Origin of the sequence: Photobacterium andalusiense (genome assembly GCF_900185625.1) — a bacterium.
In the GTDB taxonomy this organism is placed as follows: Bacteria; Pseudomonadota; Gammaproteobacteria; order Enterobacterales; family Vibrionaceae; genus Photobacterium; species Photobacterium aquimaris.
Genome location: NZ_FYAJ01000001.1, coordinates 410,064 through 434,413, shown reverse-complemented (window position 1 = coordinate 434,413; position 24,350 = coordinate 410,064). Strand labels below are relative to the sequence as shown.

Sequence of the window (24,350 nt, the reverse complement as noted above, 5' to 3'; positions counted from 1 at the left end):
AATTAGAAAATGTTGTTTACAGAAGCTCCTTATTCAGTGCTATTGGAGCGGTAACCCCCGCGGCAAGGTAAGGGACTAAACGATTAATTAAATCTTCGGTCTTAATTCGGCTAGAAAAGTCATTAGCCGCAATAGCAAATAGTGCTGTACTTGAAACTACCGTAAACACCGATGCTCCAAGGGTAAAATGTAGTCGCCAAAATAATGTTTCAGGATCTAAACAAGGGTAAGCACGTCGAACGGCAGTCACAAATAATTGAATAACATCATCATAATATGTCGTTATAAACCACCGTAAATGCCCTTGAACATCCGTATAACCATGACCAATTAGTGACATAAATATCGTGGTGCCATTATTTTTAAAACTATTTAATCGCAGTAATGGCTGCTTGGTACATAAAAACACATCATTCATATCAAATTCATCACGCTGATGTAGTGATAGTAATTCTTGTTTAAATTCTGGAATAAATTGATCAAGGTAGCGCCCTAATACCGCGCGAATAAGCCCTTTTTTATCTCCATAGTGATAATTTACAGAAGCAAGGTTGGCATCAGCTGCTGTAGTAATGGCGCGTAAAGAGGTTTCTTTAAAACCACGTTCAGCAAATAGCACTTCAGCAGCATCCAGTATGCGATGTTTAGTCGTTTTTGGCTGTGACATATTATTCATCCAATTTAAACGCTTGTTTAAATATTACACAACCACACTGAGATTAACAATTGCGCTACATCACGAATTGTCATTTAAAATATTGTATTAAAAGAAAAATCATTAAAATCAACAATAAAGAGTAAGTTCATTCGATATCTATAATAAAAGGGAACTAATGATACAAATGCGTGTCATATATACACCACTGCTTTTTTTAGAAGTTTTTACTTCACCGCCCATCAACAAACATTTGTTGATGGGTTTCCTTTATTTACAACATAATTAATCAATAAAAATAATAATTTCAAATAATCGCATTTTTTTTTGAACTTTCTTCGCAATAACAACTCTTACTTATGTATTCAATTTGATAAATTGTTTTTTACTCAACGGTAATCACTTTTTATTAAATGTTTAATTCACTACTGCTTTAAATCCTAATTGTATTTTTTTGGATAATCTCCTTCCCGCTGACTATTTTCAGCGGGATTTTTTTTGCCTAAAACTACAGCAAAAAAATTATCTAAAATAAATATCTTTTTTTTCAATTTAACTGAACTTTATTATTAATAGGCAGTCTGACTATATAAGAATTGAAATTATAGGTAGGTATTTTGTTTTTCTGGCCGTCAAACAGACCTGTAATTTAAATTGCTACTACTTTAACTCCTTATTGTATTTTTTATTTGCGCTGAAATGTTTATTTCAGCGCTTTTTTTTGCCTGTTTTTTTATTCTTCTTATTCTAGTTCTGGCATACCTTGTAATAAATCATCATATTTCATCGTTATACCAAGATAACTAAGCGTTTGATTTGAATTTATTTTTTTACCATTCACCCCGTCATTATCTTGATTGAAATCAGGTGGTGGTAACTGAGCTTTCAGAGCCATTGCCGTATAATATTGCTCACGACTAGGATGAGAGCTTGCAGCAAGGTGCATGATTGGCATCGATACTGCCTGCTGAATAATTGCCGAGATAACTTGAATGCAATCATCTAAGTGAACCAGATTAACCGGCTGTTTAGCTGCACTCAATTGACGTCCTGATAAAAACTTTACTGGGTGCCGCGATGGACCAAACAAACCCGCTAGCCGTAATACAGTTAAATTATGCTGCCAATGTTGGCGTAACTGTTGTTCTAATTGATAATGTAATATTCCTGAGGCGGTATTTGGTCTAACTGGCGTTACTTCAACAACTTCGCCTTGTAATGGGTCGTACACTGAAGTCGTACTGATAAAAATAATTCGCTGACAACCCGCTCTCTGGGCAGCTATCGATAATGACATGATATTTTCAATATGAGCTTGTGGATTAAGATTCTTGCGCCCAGGTGGAATTGCTATTATTAATACATCAGTTGCTAGAAATTGATTAATGGCGGCATTAACTTCCCCACTAATAGGCAATGTTAATAAGCACCCTTTGATTCCCTGCTGTTTTAATGCCTCGACGCCCGTTAAGGTTGTTTTTGAGCCCCAAACTTCAATCGCTTGAGATTTTAATGATAATGCTAACGGTAATCCGAGCCATCCACAGCCACAAATACTTACTTTCATTGATACTCCTTATTTACCTATCACTAATTGCATTCAGGATTTTTCATCACATTATAAAATTAAACACTCCTAATTTATTTTACAGTTCGAAATAAATCCTTATTTTTAGAATAAATACTGATAGTTAGAAAAATAGAATAATAAATTCCAACATATTTGTTTTATAAGTTTCAATTCTGAAAATAAAAAGTCGATCTCGATCAAAATCTAATAAAAACACCCTGAAAAAGACCGTCAATCACTAGGTTATGTTAAGAGTTAAGTAGTATAGTTTCAATATATGGGCAACTTGATGACAAGAATGCTACAAATGAAATTTAATAACGAAGTGCATAATGACTATGAACACCATAGAAAAAATACAAAATAACTTAGAACACTTCAGTAAATCTGAACGAAAAGTAGCAGAAGTTATTATTGCCTCACCACAAATAGCGATTCATTCAAGTATCGCCACATTAGCCAAAATGGCAGATGTCAGTGAGCCAACTGTTAACCGTTTTTGTCGTCGCCTTGATACTAAAGGTTTCCCTGACTTTAAGTTACATTTAGCGCAAAGTTTGGCAAACGGCACTCCTTATGTAAATCGTAACGTTGAAGAAAATGACGGTCCTGATGCTTATACCGCAAAAATATTTGAATCCACCATGGCTTGCTTAGATGTTGCTAAAAATAGCCTTGATCCGATGCAAATTAATCGCGCCGTTGATTTACTTACCCAAGCGAAAAAGATCTCTTTCTTTGGTCTAGGCGCTTCAGCGTCTGTTGCCCATGATGCACAAAATAAATTCTTCCGTTTCAATATCCCGATTGTTTGTTTTGACGATATTGTGATGCAACGTATGAGTGTGATCAATTGTTCCGATGGCGATGTTGTTGTCGTCATTTCACATACTGGACGCACTAAAAGTTTGGTTGAAATAGCCCAAATGGCGCGAGAGAACGGTGCGACAGTGATAGGTATTACCGCTAAACACTCACCACTAGAGCGAGAATGCTCGCTATCAATTTGTCTTGATGTTCCTGAAGACACTGATATTTATATGCCAATGGCAAGCCGTGTCGTACAAATGACAGTCATTGATGTATTAGCAACAGGGTTTACCTTACGCCGAGGATCCAGTTTTCGTGATAATTTAAAACGTGTAAAAGATTCACTCAAAGACTCACGATTTTCTAAAGAACGTTATTCTTTATAACGACTGACATTAAGCGAAGTTTCGGCTTCGCTATCATAACAAATGATATGCTCAAATTTATTTTCTTTGTTATTAATCACATTTACTGAGTAGTCATCACGCTGAGGTTTTATTAACTCGATATCAAATATTATGCATTGATTGATATTGATTAATGAACCTATTGACCTTTCTATGGAGCTTACAATGTCTGAACGACTAAGACGTACCAAAATTGTTACCACCCTTGGCCCAGCAACAGATCGTGACAATAATCTAGAAAAAATTATTGCAGCTGGCGCTAACGTTGTGCGTATGAATTTTTCACATGGTAGCGCTGAAGATCATATTCTTAGAACACAACAAGTTCGTGAAATCGCGGCACGCTTAGGTAAACATGTCGCTATTTTAGGTGATCTTCAAGGGCCTAAAATTCGCGTATCTACCTTTAAAGACGGTAAAATTCAACTCAACATTGGCGATAAGTTCACTCTTGATAGTGATTTACCTAAAGGTGAAGGTCATCAAGATGCGGTTGGACTTGATTATAAAGAATTACCTAATGATGTTATTAGCGGTGATGTGTTGTTACTTGATGATGGCCGTGTACAACTGCAAGTGACCGAAGTCGCTGGTAACAAAGTGCATACCGTTGTTACCGTTGCTGGCCCTTTATCAAATAATAAAGGCATTAATAAAAAAGGTGGCGGACTATCCGCTGCCGCATTAACCGACAAAGATAAAGCTGACATCATTACTGCTGCTGCCATGGGCGTTGATTATCTTGCCATCTCTTTTCCTCGCAATGGTGAAGACATGCACTATGCACGCCGACTAGCAACGGAAGCAGGACTTACGGCAAAATTAGTCGCTAAAGTAGAACGCGCAGAAACAGTGGCAACCACGGAAGCCATGGACGATATCATTCTGGCTTCCGACGTGGTAATGGTTGCTCGTGGTGACTTAGGGGTTGAAATTGGTGATCCTGAATTAGTTGGAGTACAGAAAAAACTGATTCGCCGTGCACGTAGCTTAGATCGAACAGTGATCACTGCCACTCAAATGATGGAATCGATGATCACTAGCCCGATGCCAACACGTGCTGAAGTAATGGATGTGGCTAATGCGGTTTTAGATGGTACCGATGCGGTAATGTTATCCGCAGAAACCGCCGCTGGTGATTTCCCCGTTGAAACCGTCACTATCATGGCCAGTGTTTGTCTAGGCGCGGAAAAAGAGCCAAGTATCAATGTCTCTAACCATCGCTTAGATCGTAAATTTTCAACTCCTGAAGAAACCATTGCCATGGCAACCATGTATGCTGCTAACCATATGATCGGGGTTAAAGCGATAGTGGTAATGACAGAATCAGGCCGAACACCTCGTCTGATGTCGCGTATTTCATCAGGCTTGCCTATTTTTGCACTTTCACGTAATAAAACCACCCTTAATCGTGCTGCTTTATTCCGTGGGGTCACGCCGGTATTTTTTGACCGTGATAGCGATGCGGGATTAGATGCTGCAAAACATGCTCTTGCTGTACTAAAAGATGCAGGTTATGTACAGGCTGGAGATCTCACCATTATTACTCAAGGTGATAAAATGGATACTATTGGCTCAACCAACAATATGCGTATCTTAACCGTTGATTAGAAAATTATAATGGTACTAAGAGTGAGCTAACATAACAGCTGAGAGTGCTTATATAACAAAAGCTAACTCTCAGCTTTTTTATACCTAAAAATCTATTTAACTTATTGGTAATGACCAGTTGGGATTAATCAATGACGTTAACACGTGATCTTGCCATTGACCATTAATCAATAAATAGTCTTTCGCCAGACCTTCTTTCTCAAACCCTACAGCTGTTAATACACGACCACTCTTATTATTATGAGGCATATAGGCTGCTATAATACGGTGAAAATGTTTATCAACAAACATCCATTCACATACCGCCGTTAACGCACGACGCATCACAGCTTGTCCTTGATATTCTTGATCTAAAGAATAGCCAACATGACAGGCATAAAATGGTGACTTAACTAAGTTACTAAAGTTTATTACTCCAATAATATCGCCAGTTGTGCGGTGCTCTATAACAAAATAGAAAGCCATTTCATGGCGATGTAGCGTCGCAATTTGTTGCAGTCGTTGTTGCCACCCAACTAAACTAAAGAAAGCCTCATGTCGTAATGGCTCCCAAGGGGCTAGAAAATGACGATTACGCTGATAATATGCACTAATTTGTTCTGCATCTCGCGCTTCAATCAAGCGAACTTTTATATCATCAAGTACAATAGTTGATGAGCGATGTATAATTGAATGAAACAAGTATTACCTCAGCATGACAATGTTAATTGATATAACGCACATTTTGTGAGTTTACATGATAATGAAAGCAAGCCACATTCAGTATTCGATATATTAGCATGCCGTTGTCTGTTACTATTTATCAGTCAATGTTATTAATTATTACGCCTTTAGTGAGTTATTGATGTATTACGATTGTATTGAAACAGAACTGGGAAACATTATGTTGTTAGCCGATCATCAAGGTCTGCGACAGTTATCTATTACCAGTCCCAGCTATAGTCCGAATGAAATATGGCAACATAACCCAGAATTTATGGCCCCTTTCATTAAGCAACTCAAAGAATACCTCACCGGCTCTCGGCAAAAGTTTACCTTTCCTCTCGCTCCCCAAGGCACTATCTTTCAACAGCAAATTTGGCATGCTATTGCCGATGTTCCTTATGGTGAAACAGTCACTTATGAACAAATAGCTGAAAACATTGGTAATACTAAAGCTACTCAAGCTATTGGAATGGCAAAGAATGTTAACCCTATTCCAATTATTATCCCTTGTCACCGCGTCTTAAATAGTCATAACTCATTATGTGGTTATCGTTATGGTGAAGACATTGTTGCATTACTATTAGCTTTAGAGTCTGGCGATACTATTTTGCTTGAAGCTCATCAGAATATCTAATTCACATCAATAAGCTTGATCGCTTATTATTAAAATAAGGAGATAGTGCTTACCACTATCTCTTTTATTTTTAACTCTTAATTTCGCTTACTAAGGCCATACTCGCGCAATTTATTTGCCACCGCAGTATGAGAGACCCCTAATCGTTTCGCCAATTTACGCGTTGATGGATAACTCTGATACAAATTAGATAAGATCCCTGACTCATAACGTTTCATAATCTCATCCAACGATCCTGTTAATGTCTCTTCACTAATAACAGTACTTGACTCATTTTCAGGTAGCTGTACATCAGCACATGTCATCTCAGCGCCTTCTACTTGTGTCATGGCACGAAACAATACATTACGTAATTGGCGAATATTTCCAGGCCAAGCATATTGCTTTAGCGCTAAGGCTAATTCTTCAGATAACATTGGTTTAGGTTGATGTAACTCTTGTGCAAATTGTGCCAAGAATAACTCTGCTAATGGCACAATATCAGCAGCACGCTCACGTAATGGTGGCACAACTAACGCAAGTACATTGAGTCGATAATACAGATCTTCTCTAAACTCACCCTCAGCAACCAGTTCTGGTAATTTTTTCTGAGTAGAACAAATAACACGTACTGAAACTTTTATTTCAGCCTCTTCACCCACGCGACGGAAAGTGCCGTCTTGAAGAAAACGTAATAATTTAATCTGTAAGTGCTTTGACATTTCGCCAATTTCATACAAAAAGACCGTACCGCCGGCAGCTTGTTCAAAAATACCTTTTTTAGCAGGTTCATTGGCACTCTCTACACAACCAAAAAGCTCGGTTTCTGCAGCATTATCTGGCATAGAAATACAGTTAACCACAAGAAAAGGTTTATCTCGATGTATCGAGCGCTGATGGCAAGCACGCGCTAACATTTCTTTACCCGTTCCCGTTTCACCTTGTATAAGCAACGGTGCATCTAATAACGCTAATTTCTTGGCTTGGGCTAATAAATGCTTAAATCGCGATGAATGACCGATCAAATGTTCAAAGCCACTATCACCATTTATAGTGCGCATAACAATCGGCATTTTAGCCTCAGACAGTGATTTCAATAAGATTAGCGCACTGGCAAGTACAGGTTCAGGCGCTTCATCACTGACATAGACTGGCATGATATCCATTTGATAATCAAGCCCAGCAATAACCACTATCTCACTGTGTTTTTGAGCCTGATTTTTATCCAGCCAACGACTAAAATTAAATCCGAGCAAAGTCTGAATATTTTCACTGAATAAATCTTCACTGCGATGACCCATTAATTGCTCTGCTGCTTGGTTAGCAAAATCAACTTTGCCATTTAAATTAATGGTAAAGAAAGGATCGGGTAAGGTCTGCAATAGCGCAGATAATTCAGTATGCTCACGCTCGCTGGGCATAAATTGAATTTTACGCACATCTGTCACGCCATCTAACTGACGGATTTGTGACATTAGTTGGCTAAACTGTTCAAATTCTACTTCAGGACAATTTAAATAAATAATACCAATTCGATCAATTTCAATACCACGTAGATCAATCTCTTGACTGGTTAAAATATCTAATAATTCACGGGTCATCCCGACTCTATCTTCGCAAAAAACCTGTAATCTCATTGTTTACACCTTCTTGTTATTCATCTTATGTGTATTTGATTAATTACAGCTATCTATTCGAACAAAAGATCTATTAATACTAATAATAATCATAGTGTTAAGCTTTATTTTTGAGAGGCTTAATCCACATAACGAAAACCATATATAAATAAGCACTGTCAACTATTCCTGACAGTTGTGTCAGTGTGCGACTAACCCTTTAATGAGTCAAGCCACGAGATCGCATCTGCGTAGATTAAATACAAAAACCACTATGCTAAATAAAAAAAAGAGAACCTGAGTTCTCTTTTTTTTGTCTTTATTTGTCGCATTTATGCTGCTATTAGCTTTTATTCTTATTGCCTAATTGGCTTAATAAATCACGACGAATTTCACTTAATTTTGGCTGTTCACCTTCCATCCATGGCAATGGACGCATAAGGTTAATCGCTTTAAGGCCTAAGCGCCCTGTCATTAACCCAACACCAACACCTTGTGCTACACGGGTTGACATTCTTCCGGCAAGATCCATTGAAAGCATATCCATGCCTAAATCAGCAACCACTTCAGACGCACCTGCAAATGCCATATTAGTAAGTACTAATTTTACTAATTTAATTCGCGACCAATAACTAAGCTCGATGCCATACACTGCTGAAATTTGCTCAATCAAACGAAAATTTCGCCATGCCACCAGCAACATGTCGGCAACAGCTAAAGGACTCAAAGCCACCATTAAAGCAGCTTCACTGGAATATTTCGCAACTAACTTTCGTGCTAACTTATCTTGTTGGCTCACTACCATTTGATCATAAAGAGCTAATACTTCTCGATCGTTATGAGTGGCAGCCAAGGCATGTAACCAACGATCATAGCCATGATTATCGGCTGGAATTTGGCTTAGTTTTGCTAATTTCACGCAAAATGCTTTACCCGATCCAATCCCATCGGCGGCCAATAATTGCTGGGCTTGGTCGCGTTCATTTTGACGCTGTTTTAAGCGACGTAAATTAATCAATTCACGCCCAAGCGCACCAATACCTGCCACCGCAATACCGGCAACAATCGCACTCCAGCCTAATGATAACCAATTACCGGTTTGATAAGCTGTTGTTACATGATCAACCGTCTGCCAACCAACCATAGCGGCACCTGCCACTAACACCCCTTTAAACCAACGATAACGACGTTTAGGTTTGGCAGCTAAAATATGATCTAGCGCTTGCTCTGTCTCAACTTCTGCGACTTCAACAGTGTCAGGCAAAAACGCACTCTGCTGTTCAAAATTCATTTTTGCCGTCAGATCAGGCTGTTGCTGACTTAACGGCTGATCTATTTCATCAAATACCATTTTTGCTTTTAATGGTTCTGTCATTGCAATTTATCTCCCAATAGATATTCCAACGCTTTATCCATTCGAATATGCGGTAAAGGCTCGTCACTTTGCTGTGGTAATGGCCGTAAATTAATAAAATCAAATCCATTTTCATTCCAGAACTCTTGATTCGGTAACCGTTTAGGTACCTCTCCTGGAAAAAATGTCTGCGCATTGCCCGCTATATCAGTACCGCGTAAAGCTGGAACCTGTTGACCTTGGTGACTGACAAACCCTGGTTCACTCGCCTGAATAGAAGCCAAACTGACACAATCCATAGCAATACCTTCAAACGATGCCGTTTGCCACGCTTCATTCACTAGTTGTTGCAATAACCCTACCAAGTTTGAATGCTGTTCTGGGGTAATATGGTCAGCTTTTGTTGCTGCAAACAACACCTTATCAATGCGTGGCGAAAATAGGCGCCGTAACATAGAACTACGACCATATTTAAAGCTTTGCATCAATTGATCTAACGCTTGGCGCATATCATTAAATGATTCATAACCTGCATTTAACGGCTGTAGGCAATCGACTAATACAATTTGACGATCAAACTTAGAAAAGTGATCATCGTAAAAAGCCTTTACAACATGCTGCTGGTAATACTTATAGCGTTGTTTAAGCATGCCAAAATTACTGTCATCTGTCGCTGTGGCTAATTGTTGCTCAGTATATTTATTGGTCCATACCATCGGGAAAAACTGTAATACTGGCGCACCAGCTAATTCTCCTGGTAACACAAATCTCCCTGGTTGCACCCAATGTAAACCACCTTCAGCTTTACATTGGTGTAAATAATCCGTAAAAGCGACGGCAATCGCTTCAATCAAGGTTTCATCAGCAGGAGCAAAAGGATCAAATTGCTCACCCATAGCTAACCATGATTGTGCTAATGCTAACCGTTGACCTTTTAATGCTTGTGCTTGTTGCTTTGACCAGCTAATAAAATCAAGATCAAGCAGAGGCAAATCTAATAGCCACTCACCTGGGTAATCAATAATATCGAGATATAAAGTAGCAGTATCTTGAAATAATTTAAGTGGCCCTTTTTGTGGTTTAAAACGCAATGCAAGTCGAGTTTGGCTAACATCACTGGTTGGCTGAGGCCACGTTGGTGGCGATGATAACAATGCATTCATGCCGTCATCAAAACCAAACTTTGGCACATGCATATCCAGCTGAGGTACTCTTTTAGAGCCTAATAAATACCCTTCCCGTACTGCTGAAAACATGGGTAAACGAGGGTTAGTACTTACATGTAACAATTGATTGATCAGTGACGTAATAAAGGCCGTTTTTCCTGCGCGAGATAAACCTGTTACCGCAAGACGCACGTGGCGATCAAGGCTGCGGTTAACCCATTTATTCACTTCATTACTCATTCGATTCATTACGCTTCCCTATTCATCTATACGGTCTTATAACTGACCATAAAAAAGCAGGTCTGAATACATCAGTACCTGCTTCATATTGATATTATTTATAGACTTAATCTAGATAAATAACATCAAGCACTGTAGATTTGTGCATTAAAGTTTATTAAATTCACGATCAACTTTAAAGGCAGATGAGGTGACATAAGCTTCCATTTTTTGAATACTGACTTCACTACGTGCAAGTTCCGTTTCAACATTATCCAAAATCTGCTGTGCTGATTGCCCTGTCTGCCATGGTTTTTGCTTTACATTATGTTCAGTATACTGATGCTGTTGCTCTTTTCGCTGTGGTGGCATTTTATCTAAAATTAACCAAGCAGCAATATAAGCCACTGTCGCAAAGAAACCGACGCCTAATAAAAAAGCAGTCACAGCTAAAATGCGCATTAACCAGATTTCAACACCAAAATATTCGGCTAAACCTGCGCAAACACCACCTAACTTACCGTTTTTAGGATCGCGATATAATGTTTTACGCATTATTTCTGCCTCCATTGTGGCGCTTCAGCATCTAAAATTCGCTCCAGCGTAACAATCCGCTCTTGCATCACCTCTGCGCGTGCCACTAAGGTTTCTAACTTTTTATGATCCTCACCAGACAATCCCTCACCTGATTTACGCTTACTGCGGTAATGAAGAATTAACCACAATGGTGCGACAACAACCATAAACACCACTAATGGAACACTAATAAAACCCATCGACATTTGTTGTTCTCCTTTCACGCAGGGGTAATAGCACTATTATTATTTTTATGTAATTTAAAGGACAATTATTCCACGATTACTGTTGTTTATCGTTCATGTTTGCTTTTAAACGCTCAAGCTCTTTTTCAATATCATCTTGTGCTTGCAAATCTGCAAACTCTGACTCTAAACTTTTTCCACGGCCAAAACTATAGCTATCCGCTTCGGCTTCCATTTCATCAATGCGGCGCTCATATTGTTCAAACTTCGACATCGCTTCATCCACTTTACTAGTATCAAGTTGACGACGAACATCGCGACGTGTTCCTGCCGCCTTATGACGTGTTACTAATGCTTGTTGACGAGCACGTGTTTCTTGCAATTTACGCTCAAGTTCAGCCACTTCTAACGATAGTTTCTCAATCGTTTCATCGACTAATTTATATTCTTCATTTAATGTTAACGCCACATCAACCAATTTTTGTTTTTCAATCAATGCTGCACGTGCAAGATCTTCACGGCCTTTTTGAATCGCTAAACTGGCTTTTTGTTGCCAATCTGTCGACTGAGTTTCAATCGCAGTAATACGACGACGTAATTCTTTTTTATCCGCGAGTGCTCGTGCCGATGAAGTACGCACTTCAACCAATGTATCTTCCATTTCTTGAATAATCAGACGGATCAGTTTTTGTGGATCTTCTGCCTTGTCTAATAATGAATTGACGTTAGCATTTACGATATCTGCAAAACGAGAAAAAATACCCATAATAAAGCTCCTTGGTCAACCGTCTTGAATCATGTCAATGAACGGTTTATATCATTAGACTAACGTTATGTTGTCATGTGAGGTGTCATTGTTCTATAGATATATCAACTTGCATGCCAACTTTTAACCGTTTGTTTTATAACAACTAAATAAATAACATTGGATATTAACAAATAATGATATAGTGAATATAACCAACTTTTAGTGGAATTTACCAATGAAAAAGACCGAAAACTTAATCGGTGAGTCAGATGCTTTTTTAGCTGTGCTTGATCATGCCTCACAACTTGCCACGCTTAATCGTCCAGTACTTATTTTAGGTGAACGCGGTACAGGTAAAGAACTGATTGCACAACGCATTCATTATTTATCTGCGCGATGGGATCAACCACTTATCAACTTAAATTGTGCCGCACTAGCTGACGGTGTTATTGATTCTGAACTGTTTGGCCATGAAGCTGGCGCATTTACTGGCGCAAAAGGCCGCCATCAAGGACGGTTTGAACGTGCTGAAAATGGCACACTCTTTTTAGATGAGCTAGCAACAGCACCGATGGGAGTGCAAGAAAAATTATTACGTGTGATTGAATATGGTGAATATGAACGCGTTGGCGGTAATAAAAGCTGCCAAGCCAATGTGCGATTAATCTGTGCCACCAATCAAAACCTGCCACAGCTCGCTGCGGAAGGGAAATTTAGAGCAGACTTATTAGACCGACTAGCCTTTGAAGTGATCCACTTACCCCCATTAAGAGCACGGATTGATGATATTCTACCACTGGCTGAACACTATGCTGTACGCATGTGCCGTGAAATGAATTTTAGCTACTTTGCCGGTTTTAGTTACCAAGCTCAGCAACAATTATTAGATTACGCATGGCCCGGTAATATTCGTGAATTAAAAAATGTAATTGAGCGTTCAGTCTTTCGTCATGCTCAACAAGATGAGGTTATTGATACCATAGTGATAGACCCCTTCACGACCTCATGGGATAACGTTCCTTCCCAGATCCCCTCTCAATCTACTCCGATTAAGTCATCTCAAAATCAGGAGGCTGATACACTGACATTTCCGATTGATCTACGCCAGCAACTGCAACAACAAGAAATCATTTGGATTCAACAAGCGCTCACACTAGCAAAGTTTAACCAAACTAAAGCGGCTGAATTATTACAGCTTAGCTATCATCAACTAAGGGGCTTAATACGTAAATATAACATCAATATTAATGGTGATTAATCGACCAAAATAAGACCAAAAATCAACATAATTGATGCTTTTTGGCTAATTTAATTCAAAACAGGCTGGATAACTTGGTGACCGAGATGGAAAATGTTAAATTTAAAAACTTAATTTCAAATAACGCCTATTAAATATGAGCGCTTACTATCGTCTTTTTATTGCTAGTTTGGTTTTATTAACCCTCAGTGGTTGTAAACAACCTGCAAAAGATTCTGTGACTCAACGTCGCGGTTTTGTCTATTGCGGCCAAGATACACCGACAACACTTAACCCCCAATTAACAGACGGTGGACTAACAGCAGAAACCCTTTCGGCACAAATTTTTGACCGTCTGCTATTACTCGATCCTGTTAGCCATAAACCGTTACCTGATCTCGCCAAAAGCTGGACAGTCAGTGATGATGGCTTAGTGTATACCTTCACCTTACGTCAAGGTATAAAGTTTCAAACAACAGCATGGTTTACGCCAACACGCACCATGAATGCTGATGATGTTGTGTTTAGCTTTGAGCGCGTCATTAACCCTGATAATCCTTTTCACCATATTTCAGGTGGCCGTTATCCGTGGTTTGAAAGCCTCGGCTTTGCCAATGATATCGAAAGTATTAAAGCACTGAACCCACATACCGTACAATTTAGCCTACGCCGCCCAGATAACTCTTTCTTATCCAATTTAGCGACCAGCTATGCGGTGGTATATTCAGCTGAATATGGCAAACAACTATTAAAATCAGGTCAAATTGGTCAATTAGATAACCGCCCTATTGGTACTGGGCCGTTTTATGTCGATCAGTTTATTCCAAATGATCTGATTCGGTTAAAACACCATCGTGGCTATTGGCAAGGTGCTGCGCCGATGGAACAAGTGGTGTTTGATATCTCTTCCCGTGGTATGGGCAATCTGACCAAATTATTAAGTGCTGAATGTGATGTGTTAGCCTCGCCTGTTGCGAGTCAGTTACCGGTTATCACTGACAATAATAACTATGAATTATTAGCTCAAAGTGGCATGAATGTGTCTTTTTTAGCGTTAAATACCAGCTTAGCGCCTTTAAATAATCTTAAAGTACGCCAAGCTATTAGTTATGCCATTAATAGAAATACATTATTAAATTCAGTTTATTACGGTACGGCAACTAAAGCTAAAAGCTTATTACCACCGACATCATGGGCTTATAATAATGACAGTAAGGCCATTAATTATAATCCTAAAAAAGCCAAAGCATTACTCAAGCAGGCAGGTTATAACCCCGCTCAAGTATTAACTATGTGGGTACCGTTAGAATCTCGACCTTATAATCCTAGCCCTCAAAAAACAGCCGAACTGATTCAAGCTAATCTCAAGGCAATAGGGGTTAATGTTGTTATTTATCATCAAGATAACATTGGTCGCCTAGGGGTAAACAACATGAATAAATATGACATGATGTTAGCGGGTTGGATTGCGGATAACGGTGATCCTGATAACTTTTTGCGACCATTATTATCATGTAATGCTAAACATGCTGGGCTCAATGTTGCTAACTGGTGTGACGTTCAATTTGATAATCTACTTGAACTAGCATTACGTACCAATAAAACTCAGCAACGGGTTAATTACTACCAACATGCGCAAGATATTCTTGATCAGCAGGTGCCAATCATTCCTCTTGCTCATGGTGTATATTTTCAAGCACACAATAAAACACTCGGTGGACTACAAATGAGCCCTTTTGGCTCGCGTTCATTTTCTAGTGTCTATCGGACTGAGTAAAGTATGTTTATCTACACTATACGCCGCTTAAATTTGTTTGTTATTACATTACTCATTCTAACGATTGTGAGTTTTAGCATTTTAAGGCTTGATACCCAATTACAGTGGGCTTACGAACCCTTTTGGCAAGGTTGGCTCATTTACCTCCAAAACTTACTCACTGGAAACTTAGGTATTAGTGCAACCGGAATACCGATGAGTACAGAAATACTTAAAGTTTTTCCAGCGACATTGGAACTGTGCTTTTTCGCTTTTATTCTGTCTTTAGTCATTGGCATTCCTTTAGGGACAATTGCTGGTGTTCGTCGTGGGCACCCTATTGATACAGTTATAAGTTCGATAACATTGCTTGGCTACTCTATTCCTTTGTTTTGGCTAGCAATGTTACTTATTTTATTGTTTTCGCTTAACTTAGGTTGGCTACCCGTTTCTGGACGCTATAGCTTATTGTATCAATTTAATCACGTAACTGGTTTTGCATTGATTGATATTTTATTGTCTGATAAGCCTTATCGTATGGAAGCTTTCTTTGATGCCGTTAAACATCTGGTGCTACCGACAATTGTATTAGCGATGGCACCGACCACTGAAGTTATTCGTTTAACACGCGCATCAATTGCTGAGGTAATGACCAAAAACTATATTAAAGTCGCACAGACAAAAGGCCTTTCAACCTTTGAAATTGTTCGCCGTCACGGTATGAAAAATGCGATCCCCCCCATCATTCCTAAGCTTGGAATGCAGTTTGCGTCAATGATGACATTTGCTATGCTGACCGAATCTATTTTCAACTGGCCGGGCATTGGTCGCTGGCTACTCAATGCGATTGCAGCTCAAAACTATGTCGCTATTCAAGCGGGTGTCATTACTGTCGGCGGCTTTATTTTATTAGCTAATATTTTGTCTGATGTTGTTGGTGCAATTGTTAATCCACTGGTAAGGAAGGAATGGTATGCCATCAAATAGCGTTTACCAAGAAGCCACTATTCCGACCCAATGGGAACGGTCATGGCAAAATTTCCGCGCAAATTCATTAGCCATGTTTGGTTTATGGAGTTTATTAGCGCTATTGTTAATTACTATAAATGCGCGTTGGTTAGCTCCTTATTCAGCGATAGAACAAGTTGGCGAGCTTCTCATGCCGCCATCATGGGATAATTCTGGCCATGTATCATTCTTTTTTGGCACTGACGATCTTGGACGTGATATTTTATCGCGACTGTTAATTGGTAGTCAGTTAACCTTTGGTTACGCTCTATTAATTGCCCTTGCATCAAGTGCAATTGGACTATTAATTGGTATTTTAGCTGGCATGAGTAGCGGTCTAAAATCGAGCTTCCTTAACCATATTTTAGATACGGTATTATCTATTCCGTCATTATTGTTAGCAATCATTGTTGTTGCATATATGGGACCTGGAGAAACACATATTTTACTCGCTATTTGGCTAGCATTAATTCCACGTTTTATTCGTGCTATATACACAGCTGTTCATGAAGAAGTTGCTAAAGACTATATTATTGCAGCGCGTCTTGATGGCGCTAATAACTTTTATCTGCTCTATAACTCGATATTGCCTAATATTCTAACCACCATTACCACTGAAATGACGCGCGCAATCTCTGTAGCGATTATGGATATTGCAGCACTCGGTTTTCTGGGATTAGGCGCACAAGCACCCTTACCAGAATGGGGGGCAATGCTCGGTGATTCAATTGATCTTATTTATCTTGCACCATGGACAGTCACCCTGCCCGGTCTTGCGATTATGTTTAGTGTGTTAGTTATCAACCTTGTTGGTGATGGTATGCGCCAAGCTCTTAATGCGGGAATTGATTAACATGCCATTACTTGATATACGTAATCTCACTATTGAAATCGATACCCCTCAGGGCATGGTAAAAGCCGTCGATCGCATGAGTCTCACCATTAATGAAAGTGAGATTCGAGGGCTAGTAGGTGAATCAGGCTCAGGTAAGAGTTTGGTTGCTAAAGCTATTGCTGGTGTGTGTAAAGATAACTGGCGTGTTAACGCTGACCGAATGCGTTTAGGGGATGTCGATTTATTAGCATTATCACCACGTCAACGTCGTAAAATTGTTAGTCGTGAAATTGCGATGATTTTCCAAGAGGCATCAACTTGTCTTGATCCCTCTGAGCGTATTGGTGAACAATTAGAAGAAGCAATTCCATCATCATCATTTAATGGTCATCTTTGGCAGCGTTTTCATTGGCGTCAAAAACAAGCGATTGCCTTACTCCATAAAGTCGGTATTAAAGAGCATAAACGCGTTATGCGCAGTTATCCTTACGAATTAACCGATGGTGAATGTCAAAAAGTAATGATTGCGATGGCTATCGCTAACCGGCCTCGATTATTGATTGCAGATGAACCAACCAATGATCTTGATCCTATTACTCAGGCACAGATTTTTCGACTACTAAGTCGCATGAACCAACTGGGTAACACCACGATCTTATTGGTTAGCCACGATTTAAACACCGTGACTCAATGGGCAGATAGAATCACTGTAATGTATTGTGGGCAATCAGTAGAATCAGGCACCTCAAAGCAACTGCTTGAGCTACCTCATCACCCTTATACGGCTGCATTAATGCGAGCAATGCCTGATTTTTCAATGGATGTCAGCCATAAATGTAAGCTAGAAACATTACCGGGTTCAATTCCACCACTACAACATCTACCTATTGGTTGTCGTTTAGGGCCACGCTGTCCTTACGCACAGCGAAAATGTGTTGAAGTACCTCAGCGCCAAAAAATAAAAAGTCATAAGTTTAGCTGTCACTTTCCGCTAAATATGAAGGATGACAACAAATGAGTTCATTACTTGAAGTTGAAAACCTAAAAAAAGATTACCATTATCGCTCAGGATTATTTCGTCGTCGTACGATTGAAGCTGTAAAACCCGTCTCTTTTCATCTTGAAGCTGGTGAAACAATTGCGCTTCTAGGAGAAAACGGTTCTGGTAAATCTACTTTAGCAAAAATGTTAGCTGGCGTGATCACACCGACAGAAGGCATTGTGCGCGTCAATGGTGAGCAATTACATCACCATGATTATCAAACGCGCTGTAAACTAATACGAATGATTTTTCAAGATCCTAATACCGCGTTAAATCCACGGATTCAAATTGGTCGTATTTTAGAAGGTCCGTTAAAGCGTAACACCAACATGACACCGCAAGCACGCGAAAAACGCATCATGGATACACTTAAGCGGGTAGGTTTATTACCTGAACATGCTTATTTTTACCCACAAATGCTAGCAACAGGCCAAAAACAACGTGTATCTCTAGCTCGCGCACTGATTCTTCAGCCATGCATTATCGTTGCAGATGAAGCGTTAAACGGGCTTGATATGTCGATGCGCTCTCAAATGATAAACCTATTATTAGAGCTGCAAGAAGAAATGGGATTATCTTATATCTATGTGTCACAACACATGGGAGTAATAAAGCATTTCAGTGACAAAGTAATGGTGATGCAAGATGGTGAAGTGGTAGAAAAAGGCCGAACGGCAAATGTGTTTGAAAATCCTAAACACTCATTAACTCAAAAGCTACTTGATAGTCACTTTAGCTCACCCACACGAGAAAAAAGTGGCCGTATACTCAATAGCACGCCGAAAATTAGCTATTAATAATAAAATAAACGCCAGCATTATTACTTCTTCGTGTAACAATGCTGGCGTTATCGTTTGCTTAATCGTTAAAAAATTAAGCCAGTGTTTTATTAATTGCAGCCAATACAGCAGCAGGATCACTTGCTTGAGTAATTGGACGGCCAATAACTAAATAATCAGATCCTGCAGCCACCGCTTCAACAGGCGTCATTACACGGCGCTGATCACCTGCTTCACTGCCAACAGGACGAATACCTGGTGTTACCAACTTAAATTGTTGACCAAGTTGCGCTTTTAGCAAACTCGCTTCTTGTGCCGAACACACCACACCATCAAGACCACTGTTTTTAGTTAATGTTGCTAAATTCAGTACTTGTTGCTGAGGCTGGCATGAAATACCAATACCGGCTAAATCATTAGCATCCATACTGGTTAATACTGTTACACCAATTAATAGTGGGCGATCTTTACCATACGGTTCTAAGATTTCACGCGATGCGGTCATCATTCGCTCACCACCACTGGCATGCACATTAACCATCCATACACCTAGTTCTGCAGCAGCCTTTACCGCTTTTGAACACGTGTTTGGAATATCATGAAATTTTAAATCCAAAAATACAGAATGACCACGATCATGCAACTGACGTACAAAATCAGGGCCAAAAAAGGTGAACATCTCTTTACCGACTTTTAATCGGCAACTTCCCGGCTCAATACGATCGACAAAAGCGAGTGCCTCATTATGATTATCATAGTCAAGGGCAACGATTACTTTAGGGTCTGTTACTTTAGCGTCTAGCATTGAGGCTCCTATTATGTCTAAATACATCCACAGTGCGGTTATCCCAACCGCCGGCAGGATTCTACATTAATTGATTCAATTTGGTAGCTACAACTACAAAAAAACCAGTACATTACTGCACTGGCTTTTGAAAAGTATTTGATGGTACTTATTCACCATCAAGTCCTCGAATCGGTTTTATTTGTCCCCAGCTCTTACACGATGGACACTGCCAATATAAAGCATGTGTAGCAAAACCGCATTGACGACAACGATAGCGTGGTTTTACTTTCAGTTGTTCACCGACTAAGTGGCGTAAGCTGGTTAAACTTTCTTTAGCACGACCTTCTTCTGCTTCATCGAGGTGATATTCCATCAACTGATAAAAGCCTTTCATCGTAGGGTTCTTTTGCAGCTGACGGGTCATAAATGATTGCGCTGTCACTGCCCCCTCATTTTTAGCAATTTCATCAGCAAGCATTAGCTCTGCACTTGCCCCTGCTTTTTGATCGACACAGTGTTGCAAAAATTTTAGCCATGCATTTTGATTATGCATCGCTTCATAACACTCAAACAGCAATGGCAAAGCTTCACCAACAAACTCAATATCTTGATCTGAGATCCGTTCTAAAATTTTAGCAGCTTGTTTATATTCTTGTTGTTTTACTTGAATTTTTGCCATTGCAATCGAAGCGCGAACACAATGCTTATCAACTGATAGCGCTTTTTTTAATAACTGAATCGCTTTATCTTGATTTTGTGCGCTCAGCTCCAACATAGAAAGTTCACACCAATAATGGGCGATATCATGCTTGAGTTTTGTTTTACCTAATTTCACCAATTGGGTTGCCATTTCAATGGCTTTTTCCCATTCGCGTGTTTGCTGGTAAATCGCTAACAACTGTTGTAATGCTGATTTTCGATAATCAGGCTCATCTAACAACTGCTCAAAAATACGCTCTGCACGATCAAAAAAACCGGCAGCCATATAATCTTTTGCTAATTGCTGTAGTGATAAATTACGCTGTTCAATAGATAAGTTAGGCCTTGCTATCAAATTTTGGTGAATACGAATGGCACGATCGACCTCTCCTCTGCTGCGGAATAAATTACCGAGAGCCAGATGAGTATCAATAGTTTCACTGTCAACCTGAAGCAACTCAATGAACAGGTCTACAGCTTTATCAGACTCATCTGATAACAGCATATTAAGACCTGTTACATATTGGCGAGATAAGTGGTCAGACTTTTCTTGCTTTTGGTTACTTGCGCTCCTGTTACCCATGTACCACCCATAGGCAGCTGCAATAGGTAAAAGTAGGAACAACAATTCAAGCATTAATTCTTATTCCTTAATAGGCTTAGCACGGAGCTGATCAAGCTCTTGTTGTTGCTTAGTTACTTTCTTCATTAAGCGATTTTTAGCAAAACGCGCTTTAAGGTATAAAGTACCACAAATCACCCAACCAATAACAAAACCAGCACCAAATGCTGTGCCTAATAGCGTAGAAAGTTGGAATTCACCCTGAGCGATTAAATAATCAAAGCTAACCATTATTTGATTTTGAGCACCAAGAGCCAGAGTGATTAAAAAGGCAGCTACTAGAACAATAATTCCTAAAATCTTCATCGTGAATCCTCTCACTAAATCTAAATTATAATTACTGATTATGCAGTAATTTTACTGATCAAACCATGATCTATAGACATAAAAAAACGGCATACCGAGAGTATGCCGTTTTTTTGTTCTATTCGCGGTTAAGCAGCTATCGATGCATTAACACGGTCACGTAATTCTTTTCCTGGCTTGAAGTGAGGAACGTACTTGCCGTCCAACTCTACTTTATCGCCTGTCTTAGGATTACGGCCAACACGAGGAGCACGGTAATGCAAAGAGAAGCTACCAAAGCCACGGATCTCAATGCGATCACCTTCTGCAAGTGTGTTCGCCATATGTTCAAGAATATCCTTGATTGCATCTTCTACCTGTTTGGCAGAAAGATGTGTTTGTTGACTGCATAGTCTTTCAATTAATTCAGACTTTGTCATAAACACTCCGTTTTAGTAAGTTTCTCAATAGTATAGCCGTTTAGAGGGAAAAAGCTAAAGCGATTTCCCTCAACGCTCAATTATTCGCCTTTAGCAGCTTTGAAAGCGTCAGCCATAGCGTTACCAAACGCAGCATCGTCTGCTTTGTTTAGTGTAGCCATTGCTTCTTGCTCTTCAGCAACGTCTTTAGCACGTACAGAAAGGTTGATTACGCGGTTCTTACGGTCAACGCCAGTGAACTTAGATTCAATAGAGTCGCCAACAGAAAGAATTAGAGTTGCGTCTTCAACACGGTCTACAGATGCTTCAGAAGCGCGTAGGTAACCTTCAACACCTTCAGCTAGCTCAACAGTTGCGCCTTTAGCGTCAACAGCAATAACTTTACCAGTTACTAGAGCACCTTTCTTAGTGTCAGCTACGAAGCTGTTGAATGGGTCTTCTTCGATTTGCTTAACGCCTAGAGAGATACGCTCACGCTCTGCGTCAACTGCAAGAACTACTGCAGAAATTTCGTCGCCTTTCTTGAAGTCACGAACTGCGTCTTCACCAGAAACATTCCAAGAAATGTCAGATAGGTGAACTAGACCGTCGATGCCGCCTTCAAGACCGATGAAGATACCGAAATCAGTGATTGACTTGATCTTACCAGTTACTTTGTCGCCCTTAGCTTGCATTTCTGCAAATGACTGCCATGGGTTCGCTTTACACTGCTTAAGACCTAGAGAGATACGACGACGCTCTTCGTCGATATCAAGAACCATAACTTCAACTTCGTCGCCCACGTTAACAACTTTAGATGGGTGGATGTTTTTGTTAGTCCAATCCATTTCAGAAACGTGTACTAGACCTTCAACGCCTTCTTCGATTTCAACGAAGCAGCCGTAGTCAGTTAGGTTAGTTACGCGGCCAGTAAGCTTAGTGCTTTCTGGGTAACGCTTAGCGATTGCAACCCATGGATCTTCGCCAAGTTGCTTAAGACCTAGTGATACGCGAGTACGCTCACGGTCGAACTTAAGAACTTTAACGTTGATTTCATCGCCAACATTAACGATTTCAGAAGGGTGCTTAACACGCTTCCAAGCCATATCAGTGATGTGTAGAAGGCCGTCAACACCGCCAAGATCAACGAATGCGCCGTAGTCAGTAAGGTTCTTAACGATACCTTTAACTTCCATGCCTTCTTGTAGAGAAGCAAGTAGCTCATCACGCTCTACGCTGTTCTCAGATTCGATAACTGCGCGACGTGAAACAACAACGTTGTTACGCTTCTGGTCAAGCTTGATTACTTTGAACTCAAGTTCTTTGTTTTCTAGGTGAGCAGTGTCACGAACTGGACGTACGTCTACTAGTGAACCTGGTAGGAACGCACGGATGCCGTTAAGTTCAACTGTGAAGCCGCCCTTAACTTTACCGTTGATGATACCAACAACTGTTTCAGCATCTTCATAAGCTTTTTCAAGCTGGATCCAAGCTTCGTGACGCTTAGCTTTCTCACGAGAAAGTTTAGTTTCACCAAAACCATCTTCGATCGCGTCAAGAGCAACGTCAACCTGAGCACCAACTTCGATTTCTAGTTCGCCAGCAGCGTTCTTGAATTCTTCAGCAGGAATAGATGACTCAGATTTTAGACCAGCGTCAACTAGTACGTAACCGTTTTCGATAGCGATTACAGTACCTTTAACGATTGCACCTGGGCGAGTTTCAACTTGGTTTAGCGACTCTTCAAAGAGTTGAGCAAAAGATTCAGTCATTTAATTAATCTTCAATATGATAAACAACCATGGGTATCCTACCGCATGGGGTTGATAATAAAGTCAGTTATCATCCATGACACCGACGTTATTTAGCCACTTACGCAGCTAAATATGGATTCTTTATTTTAGCTTAGCATCAACATATGCCAAGACTTTTTCTAGTACTTCTTCAATCGACATTTCAGTTGAATCAAGTACTAAAGCGTCATCTGCAGGACGTAAAGGCGCTACAGCACGATTGCGATCGCGGTAGTCTCGCTCCTGGATTTCACTTAAAAGGCTGCTAAAGCTAACATCTAAGCCCTTTTTTTGCAACTGATTCATACGACGAGTTGCACGTTCTTCAGCACTGGCGTCTAAGAAAACTTTCACTTCTGCTGATGTGAATACCACCGTACCCATATCACGGCCATCAGCAACCAAGCCTGGTTGCTCACTAAATGCACGCTGACGACGAAGTAAAGCTTCACGTACTCGCGGTAATGCAGCAACTTTTGAAGCCGCGTTGCCTACTTTCTCGGTGCGAAGCGTATCTGAAACATCTTCACCTTCAAGAATAACTCGAACCAACTCACCTTCAGCAACAAACTGAACATCAAGGTGTGCAGCCAGTGGCACTAAAGCATCTTCTGATTCAGTATCTACACCATGATGAAGTGCTGCAAGTGCAAGAACACGGTAAATCGCACCAGAATCGAGCAGATTCCAGCCAAGTTTTTCTGCCAATAGCATACATAGTGTGCCTTTGCCAGCGCCACTTGGCCCATCAACAGTAATGACTGGAGCATGAGTAGACATAAGTTTTCTCCGAATATGTATCCGTAATAGCAGTAACTTAACCCAAATTAAGGTTAGCCATCAAACGGTGGCA

General features: G+C 40.0%; 24 protein-coding genes. 9 read left to right on the top strand and 15 right to left on the bottom strand.

The window, feature by feature from the left end; genetic code table 11:
- Positions 1-16: 16 nt before the first annotated feature.
- Positions 17-667 (bottom strand): TetR family transcriptional repressor PsrA, encoded by a 651-nt coding sequence (psrA, locus tag PAND9192_RS02015; RefSeq protein WP_087852329.1) that lies wholly within the window; start codon positions 665-667, stop codon positions 17-19.
- 730 nt (positions 668-1,397) lie between these two features.
- On the bottom strand, positions 1,398-2,222 hold the full coding sequence (locus PAND9192_RS02010) for an SDR family oxidoreductase (RefSeq protein WP_087852328.1): 825 nt from the start codon (positions 2,220-2,222) through the stop codon (positions 1,398-1,400).
- Positions 2,223-2,563: 341 nt separating this feature from the next.
- Between PAND9192_RS02010 and PAND9192_RS02005 the strand changes: the two genes are divergently transcribed.
- Complete coding sequence (locus tag PAND9192_RS02005) at positions 2,564-3,421, top strand: MurR/RpiR family transcriptional regulator (RefSeq protein ID WP_087852878.1); 858 nt, start codon at positions 2,564-2,566, stop codon at positions 3,419-3,421.
- Positions 3,422-3,607: 186 nt separating this feature from the next.
- Positions 3,608-5,053: a pyruvate kinase gene (gene pyk, locus PAND9192_RS02000; protein ID WP_087852327.1), complete on the top strand. Its 1,446-nt coding sequence runs from the start codon at positions 3,608-3,610 to the stop codon at positions 5,051-5,053.
- Positions 5,054-5,149: 96 nt separating this feature from the next.
- On the opposite strand, the gene rimJ is transcribed toward pyk, so the two are convergent.
- Complete coding sequence (gene rimJ, locus PAND9192_RS01995) at positions 5,150-5,734, bottom strand: ribosomal protein S5-alanine N-acetyltransferase (RefSeq protein ID WP_087852326.1); 585 nt, start codon at positions 5,732-5,734, stop codon at positions 5,150-5,152.
- A 163-nt stretch (positions 5,735-5,897) separates the two neighbouring features.
- On the opposite strand from rimJ, the gene PAND9192_RS01990 reads away from it, so the two are divergent.
- The gene (locus tag PAND9192_RS01990; protein WP_065189930.1) at positions 5,898-6,392 is read left to right on the top strand and encodes a methylated-DNA--[protein]-cysteine S-methyltransferase; all 495 of its coding nucleotides are present in this window, start codon (positions 5,898-5,900) and stop codon (positions 6,390-6,392) included.
- 77 nt (positions 6,393-6,469) lie between these two features.
- Here the strand turns inward: PAND9192_RS01990 and tyrR are convergent, their stop codons facing one another.
- The 6 genes from tyrR to pspA all read right to left on the bottom strand — a co-directional run bounded on the left by tyrR (position 6,470) and on the right by pspA (position 12,253).
- A complete protein-coding gene (gene tyrR / locus PAND9192_RS01985; protein WP_087852325.1) occupies positions 6,470-8,008 on the bottom strand; it encodes a transcriptional regulator TyrR in 1,539 nt (512 codons plus the stop codon).
- Between the two features lie 322 nt (positions 8,009-8,330).
- A complete protein-coding gene (locus PAND9192_RS01980) occupies positions 8,331-9,362 on the bottom strand; it encodes a YcjF family protein (RefSeq protein WP_087852324.1) in 1,032 nt (343 codons plus the stop codon).
- A complete protein-coding gene (locus PAND9192_RS01975) occupies positions 9,359-10,756 on the bottom strand; it encodes a YcjX family GTP-binding protein (protein WP_087852323.1) in 1,398 nt (465 codons plus the stop codon). Before PAND9192_RS01975 ends, PAND9192_RS01980 begins: the two co-directional genes overlap by 4 nt.
- A gap of 138 nt (positions 10,757-10,894) precedes the next feature.
- A complete protein-coding gene (gene pspC, locus PAND9192_RS01970; protein ID WP_087852322.1) occupies positions 10,895-11,281 on the bottom strand; it encodes an envelope stress response membrane protein PspC in 387 nt (128 codons plus the stop codon).
- Positions 11,281-11,508, bottom strand: a complete 228-nt coding sequence (gene pspB, locus PAND9192_RS01965) for an envelope stress response membrane protein PspB (RefSeq protein WP_036795289.1) — start codon at positions 11,506-11,508, stop codon at positions 11,281-11,283. The genes pspC and pspB overlap by 1 nt, the downstream gene beginning before the upstream one ends.
- Positions 11,509-11,584: 76 nt before the next feature.
- Entirely contained in the window at positions 11,585-12,253 is a 669-nt protein-coding gene (gene pspA, locus PAND9192_RS01960; protein ID WP_060996588.1) for a phage shock protein PspA, read from the bottom strand.
- A gap of 217 nt (positions 12,254-12,470) precedes the next feature.
- Between pspA and pspF the strand changes: the two genes are divergently transcribed.
- The 6 genes from pspF (at position 12,471) to PAND9192_RS01930 (ending at position 18,910) form a co-directional block, all read left to right on the top strand.
- Complete coding sequence (pspF, locus tag PAND9192_RS01955) at positions 12,471-13,493, top strand: phage shock protein operon transcriptional activator (protein ID WP_087852321.1); 1,023 nt, start codon at positions 12,471-12,473, stop codon at positions 13,491-13,493.
- Between the two features lie 136 nt (positions 13,494-13,629).
- On the top strand, positions 13,630-15,249 hold the full coding sequence (sapA, locus tag PAND9192_RS01950; RefSeq protein ID WP_087852320.1) for an ABC transporter substrate-binding protein SapA: 1,620 nt from the start codon (positions 13,630-13,632) through the stop codon (positions 15,247-15,249).
- Between the two features lie 3 nt (positions 15,250-15,252).
- On the top strand, positions 15,253-16,215 hold the full coding sequence (locus PAND9192_RS01945; RefSeq protein ID WP_087852319.1) for an ABC transporter permease: 963 nt from the start codon (positions 15,253-15,255) through the stop codon (positions 16,213-16,215).
- Complete coding sequence (gene sapC / locus PAND9192_RS01940; protein ID WP_087852318.1) at positions 16,202-17,089, top strand: putrescine export ABC transporter permease SapC; 888 nt, start codon at positions 16,202-16,204, stop codon at positions 17,087-17,089. The genes PAND9192_RS01945 and sapC overlap by 14 nt, the downstream gene beginning before the upstream one ends.
- Before the next feature lies 1 nt (position 17,090).
- Positions 17,091-18,089 (top strand): peptide ABC transporter ATP-binding protein, encoded by a 999-nt coding sequence (locus PAND9192_RS01935; RefSeq protein ID WP_065166252.1) that lies wholly within the window; start codon positions 17,091-17,093, stop codon positions 18,087-18,089.
- Positions 18,086-18,910, top strand: coding sequence for a peptide ABC transporter ATP-binding protein (locus tag PAND9192_RS01930; protein WP_060996594.1), 825 nt, complete (start codon positions 18,086-18,088; stop codon positions 18,908-18,910). Before PAND9192_RS01935 ends, PAND9192_RS01930 begins: the two co-directional genes overlap by 4 nt.
- Before the next feature lie 76 nt (positions 18,911-18,986).
- Here the strand turns inward: PAND9192_RS01930 and pyrF are convergent, their stop codons facing one another.
- From pyrF to cmk, 6 genes are all read right to left on the bottom strand, one after another.
- Entirely contained in the window at positions 18,987-19,697 is a 711-nt protein-coding gene (gene pyrF / locus PAND9192_RS01925; RefSeq protein WP_087852317.1) for an orotidine-5'-phosphate decarboxylase, read from the bottom strand.
- 148 nt (positions 19,698-19,845) lie between these two features.
- Positions 19,846-21,015, bottom strand: coding sequence for a lipopolysaccharide assembly protein LapB (lapB, locus tag PAND9192_RS01920; RefSeq protein ID WP_087852316.1), 1,170 nt, complete (start codon positions 21,013-21,015; stop codon positions 19,846-19,848).
- Positions 21,016-21,021: 6 nt separating this feature from the next.
- Positions 21,022-21,306, bottom strand: coding sequence for a LapA family protein (locus PAND9192_RS01915; protein WP_036795300.1), 285 nt, complete (start codon positions 21,304-21,306; stop codon positions 21,022-21,024).
- 128 nt (positions 21,307-21,434) lie between these two features.
- Entirely contained in the window at positions 21,435-21,725 is a 291-nt protein-coding gene (gene ihfB / locus PAND9192_RS01910) for an integration host factor subunit beta (protein WP_036795301.1), read from the bottom strand.
- 80 nt (positions 21,726-21,805) lie between these two features.
- Entirely contained in the window at positions 21,806-23,476 is a 1,671-nt protein-coding gene (gene rpsA / locus PAND9192_RS01905) for a 30S ribosomal protein S1 (RefSeq protein WP_060996598.1), read from the bottom strand.
- A 123-nt stretch (positions 23,477-23,599) separates the two neighbouring features.
- On the bottom strand, positions 23,600-24,277 hold the full coding sequence (cmk, locus tag PAND9192_RS01900; RefSeq protein WP_060996599.1) for a (d)CMP kinase: 678 nt from the start codon (positions 24,275-24,277) through the stop codon (positions 23,600-23,602).
- Positions 24,278-24,350 lie beyond the last annotated feature (73 nt).

Bases quoted from the DNA above. Each gene is read 5' to 3' on its own strand.
- psrA (WP_087852329.1), bottom strand. From the start codon at position 667: ATGTCACAGCCAAAAACGACTAAACATCGCATACTGGATGCTGCTGAA.
- PAND9192_RS02010 (WP_087852328.1), bottom strand. From the start codon at position 2,222: ATGAAAGTAAGTATTTGTGGCTGTGGATGGCTCGGATTACCGTTAGCA.
- PAND9192_RS02005 (WP_087852878.1), top strand. From the start codon at position 2,564: ATGAACACCATAGAAAAAATACAAAATAACTTAGAACACTTCAGTAAA.
- pyk (WP_087852327.1), top strand. From the start codon at position 3,608: ATGTCTGAACGACTAAGACGTACCAAAATTGTTACCACCCTTGGCCCA.
- PAND9192_RS01990 (WP_065189930.1), top strand. From the start codon at position 5,898: ATGTATTACGATTGTATTGAAACAGAACTGGGAAACATTATGTTGTTA.
- tyrR (WP_087852325.1), bottom strand. From the start codon at position 8,008: ATGAGATTACAGGTTTTTTGCGAAGATAGAGTCGGGATGACCCGTGAA.
- PAND9192_RS01980 (WP_087852324.1), bottom strand. From the start codon at position 9,362: ATGACAGAACCATTAAAAGCAAAAATGGTATTTGATGAAATAGATCAG.
- PAND9192_RS01975 (WP_087852323.1), bottom strand. From the start codon at position 10,756: ATGAATCGAATGAGTAATGAAGTGAATAAATGGGTTAACCGCAGCCTT.
- pspC (WP_087852322.1), bottom strand. From the start codon at position 11,281: ATGCGTAAAACATTATATCGCGATCCTAAAAACGGTAAGTTAGGTGGT.
- pspB (WP_036795289.1), bottom strand. From the start codon at position 11,508: ATGTCGATGGGTTTTATTAGTGTTCCATTAGTGGTGTTTATGGTTGTT.
- pspA (WP_060996588.1), bottom strand. From the start codon at position 12,253: ATGGGTATTTTTTCTCGTTTTGCAGATATCGTAAATGCTAACGTCAAT.
- pspF (WP_087852321.1), top strand. From the start codon at position 12,471: ATGAAAAAGACCGAAAACTTAATCGGTGAGTCAGATGCTTTTTTAGCT.
- sapA (WP_087852320.1), top strand. From the start codon at position 13,630: ATGAGCGCTTACTATCGTCTTTTTATTGCTAGTTTGGTTTTATTAACC.
- PAND9192_RS01945 (WP_087852319.1), top strand. From the start codon at position 15,253: ATGTTTATCTACACTATACGCCGCTTAAATTTGTTTGTTATTACATTA.
- sapC (WP_087852318.1), top strand. From the start codon at position 16,202: ATGCCATCAAATAGCGTTTACCAAGAAGCCACTATTCCGACCCAATGG.
- PAND9192_RS01935 (WP_065166252.1), top strand. From the start codon at position 17,091: ATGCCATTACTTGATATACGTAATCTCACTATTGAAATCGATACCCCT.
- PAND9192_RS01930 (WP_060996594.1), top strand. From the start codon at position 18,086: ATGAGTTCATTACTTGAAGTTGAAAACCTAAAAAAAGATTACCATTAT.
- pyrF (WP_087852317.1), bottom strand. From the start codon at position 19,697: ATGCTAGACGCTAAAGTAACAGACCCTAAAGTAATCGTTGCCCTTGAC.
- lapB (WP_087852316.1), bottom strand. From the start codon at position 21,015: ATGCTTGAATTGTTGTTCCTACTTTTACCTATTGCAGCTGCCTATGGG.
- PAND9192_RS01915 (WP_036795300.1), bottom strand. From the start codon at position 21,306: ATGAAGATTTTAGGAATTATTGTTCTAGTAGCTGCCTTTTTAATCACT.
- ihfB (WP_036795301.1), bottom strand. From the start codon at position 21,725: ATGACAAAGTCTGAATTAATTGAAAGACTATGCAGTCAACAAACACAT.
- rpsA (WP_060996598.1), bottom strand. From the start codon at position 23,476: ATGACTGAATCTTTTGCTCAACTCTTTGAAGAGTCGCTAAACCAAGTT.
- cmk (WP_060996599.1), bottom strand. From the start codon at position 24,277: ATGTCTACTCATGCTCCAGTCATTACTGTTGATGGGCCAAGTGGCGCT.